Here is a 3,643-nt window from a genome sequence, read left to right as displayed (position 1 = left end):
GACCTATGAGGATGAATTGCCCGGACGGGACGGAGTGCCCGGTGACCGGCACGTGGTCTCTACAGGAGTGGCTCTTTATAACCTGCGCCGGGATCCCGGGGAACGCTACAACGTGATAGAGCAGTATCCCGAAGTGGTCAAAGAGTTACAAGAATTAGCTGAAAAAGCCCGGGAAGACTTGGGCGATAATTTAACCAATACTCCCGCTTCCAACAACAGGCCCCCAGGCAAGTTATAATGTGCCAAAAAATCATAGCTTATTGGCTATATTTGCATATTCCTAAAATAATGTTGTAAAATAGGTAAAAAGTATTCGAGTAGTTATAAACGTAAATAAAATGAACATATTACGCTACCTGATCATTGCTATAATTCTGATCATTGGGACCCATCATGAAGGGGTGGCTCAGGATAATACTGTCAAAGAAAGGGACGCCCGTCCGAACATCTTATTGGTGTTTGTGGATGATCTGGATCATGAGCCGCTTGGATTTATGGGGAATGAAATCATACAAACCCCAAATATAGACCAGCTGGCCGCCGAGGGAGTGGCGTTCCGGAATGCGTTTGCGGTGACAGCTACCTGTATCACCAGTCGCGGCACGTTGATGACCGGCCAGTATGCCGCCCGTACGGGCATCTATTTTGACCAGTTTGACGGGTTCACCGAAGAGCAGGCGGCCATGAGCTTCCCCGCCCAGCTGCGCCAGTCTGGCTATCATACCGGATACGTTGGCAAGTGGCACTTGGGGCGGTTCCGGGAGGGAATGTTTGACGATGATCGGGCGTATGATGGTCAGGGACAATTCTGGTCGGAGGCGTACCCTCCGGAGCGCGGCTCTCACCTGACCGACCGGCTGGGCAACCAGGCGGTGGATATGATCCACGACGCACCGGCCGGCAAGCCGTTTGCGATGACGGTCGGCTTCAAGGCCCCGCACGTGCAGGACGGCTTCCACCCGGTTGAGCCCTACCCGGCCTCACCGGCCACGGCAGTGCTGTATGAGCGGGATGAGATACCGGCTCCGCCGCTGTCGGATTCGGCATTTTTTGAAAGTCAACCTGATTTCTTGCAACAGTCGCTGAACCGGGTACGCTGGGACTACCGGCTTGGTCCGCCCGAGTCGCTGAACTTCCAGCGTTCGATGCGGCGCTACTACCGGATGGTCACCGGGGTAGACCGCCAGCTTGGGAAGATGATGCAAGCCCTGCGGGAGACCGGTCGACTGGAGAATACGATTATTGTCTTCACCTCCGATCATGGGATGTACCTAGGAGACCGCGGGTTTGCCGGCAAGTGGCTGGGCCACGACACAGCGATCCGTATTCCGCTTATTGTTCGCGATCCCGGTCTCCGGGAGGCCGAGGTTGGCACTAACCGCGAGCAGATGGTACTGATGGTTGATCTGCTGCCCACGTTTTTGGACTGGGCGGGCCTGTCGCCACCAGAGGAGGTACAGGGGAGTTCGTTTGCGCCCATTGTAGGGGGGCAGGATCCGCCCGACTGGCGGAGCGAGTTCTTTTATGAGCACCACAGCTTTGCTGACCGTATTCCACGCTCGGAAGGGGTCCGAACCGAACGCTACAAGTACCTGCGGTATCTGGACAGCGAGCCGCTCTATGAGGAACTTTACGACCTGAAAAAGGATCCGGACGAATCCAATAATTTAGCTGATGATCCGGAATATGCAGATCTGCTCCGGCAGATGCGCGACAAATGGGAACAATGGCAGAAAGAGGTTCAGTAAATCTTTCTTCTCAGAGGCTTTGGGTAAAAGAATTCTTTAGAGCTTTATTTATCAGTTAATGGGGAACCACTCTTTGATAGCTGAGAAGTATTGATTAAACTGATCTAAATTTATTTTAGCTTTTAACGAAGCACCTATACTTATAAGAGAAAAAAGCCGGAGAATTCTTAAATTACTGTCTCTTATTATATACTATGATTATGCTATGAAAAACATAGGCAGACTTTTATTTGTAGGCATTTTATTCTTTGCGATTACCAACTATGCCCACGGACAGGACAGCCCGAATATAGTGGTCATTTTAGCCGATGATCTTGGCTACGGAGATGTCTCCTTTTATAATGAAAATGCGGCTTTTGACACGCCGAATATCGACCAGCTTGGTGAGGCAGGGGTTGCCTTTACCAGCGCATATACGACCTCGGCGGTGTGTACGCCTACTCGGTATGGGCTCCTCACGGGACGGTATAACTGGAGATCGCCCCTGAAAAGCGGGGTGACCTGGGGATATTCCGGTCCTTTGATCTCCAATGAAAGAATGACTATTGGGGATATGCTGCAATCCCAAAACTATGAAACAGGCTTTGTAGGGAAATGGCACCTGGGGTGGAACTGGCATTTTGCCGGAGAAAACCCCGAAAACCTGGACAATCCCAACATTCGTCCCGAGGTTGATTTTAGCCAGCCCATCAAAAATGGACCGAATGCCCGGGGATTTGGCTACTCCTACGGGATACCGGCATCCCTAGATATGCCCCCCTATGTCTATGTTGAAAATAATCGGCCTACGACAATTCCCACCGATACCACGGTCAACTATGACCACAAAGGCTTTTGGAGAAAGGGGCTGACTGGATCTGATTTTAGTCATACGGACGTGCTGCCGCATTTGACCAATAAGACCGTAGAATATATAAATGAACAGGCCTCGAATAATGCCCCGTTTTTCGTGTACTTTGCATTGCCGGCCCCGCATACGCCCATTCTTCCGACTACCGAGTATATCGGCAAAAGTAATTCCAACCTGTATGGGGACTTTGTTCAACAGGTGGACGGGGTGGTAGGACAGGTGATGCAGGCACTAGAACAAAACGGCATCTTGGATGATACGATCCTGATTTTTACCAGTGATAACGGTGCGTCGCCCCGCGCTGATTTCGAAGAACTCCAGCAGGCGGGCCACGATCCGAGTTATATCTACAGGGGACATAAAGCGGATATTTATGAGGCGGGATTAAGGGTTCCTTTCCTTGTAAGCTGGCCGGACGGAATCGAGGGGTCGTTTATCTCGGATGAAACCATAAGTACGGCAGACTTGATAGCCACGTTTGCAGATTTAACGGGGACAAACCTGCCCGATGATGCCGGCGAAGACAGCTACAGTTTTTCACCTGTCCTGAAGCAGCAGGCATACGAAAAGCCGTTGCGCGAGGCGACCGTATTACATTCCATAGACGGACGTTTTGCGATTATTAAAGAAGAATGGAAACTTATCTTGTGGCCGGGATCCGGCGGATGGAGTTATCCGAATACCGAAGAAGACCTCCGGGGACTGCCCCCCTTCCAGCTGTATAATCTGGACAAAGACCCCGCTGAACAATTTAATCTTGTCCATATGTATCCTGATAAGGTTAAAGAACTTAAGTCACTGCTGGAAAAATATATAGACGAGGGCAGAAGTACCCCGGGTACTCCTCAAAGCAATGATGGTCCGAAAAGGTGGGACCAATTGGACTGGATTGATCTATAAAAATGAAAAATGTGGAGAACCTGATCGTTAAAGATGGAGCCGTTTCGATCTGGATCTGAGCAATACAATACGACAAATGAAACCAATAGTAATTTAACTGGAAGCTATAAACCAGGGCGGAACTTCTTTTAACCGTTACGCTGCG

General features: G+C 50.4%; 2 protein-coding genes and 1 pseudogene. All 3 read left to right on the top strand.

The window, feature by feature from the left end; all coding sequences use genetic code 11:
- Positions 1-238, top strand: a pseudogene (locus ACESLU_RS12970) (arylsulfatase); the annotation flags it as partial.
- A gap of 100 nt (positions 239-338) precedes the next feature.
- Positions 339-1,748 (top strand): sulfatase, encoded by a 1,410-nt coding sequence (locus tag ACESLU_RS12965; protein WP_372639054.1) that lies wholly within the window; start codon positions 339-341, stop codon positions 1,746-1,748.
- Positions 1,749-1,953: 205 nt separating this feature from the next.
- Positions 1,954-3,498 carry a sulfatase-like hydrolase/transferase gene (locus tag ACESLU_RS12960; protein WP_372639053.1) on the top strand — a complete coding sequence of 515 codons (1,545 nt, stop codon included), beginning with the start codon at positions 1,954-1,956 and terminating at the stop codon, positions 3,496-3,498.
- Positions 3,499-3,643: the final 145 nt, after the last annotated feature.

The organism is Fodinibius sp. (assembly GCF_041642155.1).
Lineage (GTDB): Bacteria > Bacteroidota > Rhodothermia > Balneolales > Balneolaceae > Fodinibius.
The sequence above is the reverse complement of the archived record's forward strand: the minus strand, read 5'-3'. Positions and strand labels throughout refer to the sequence as shown.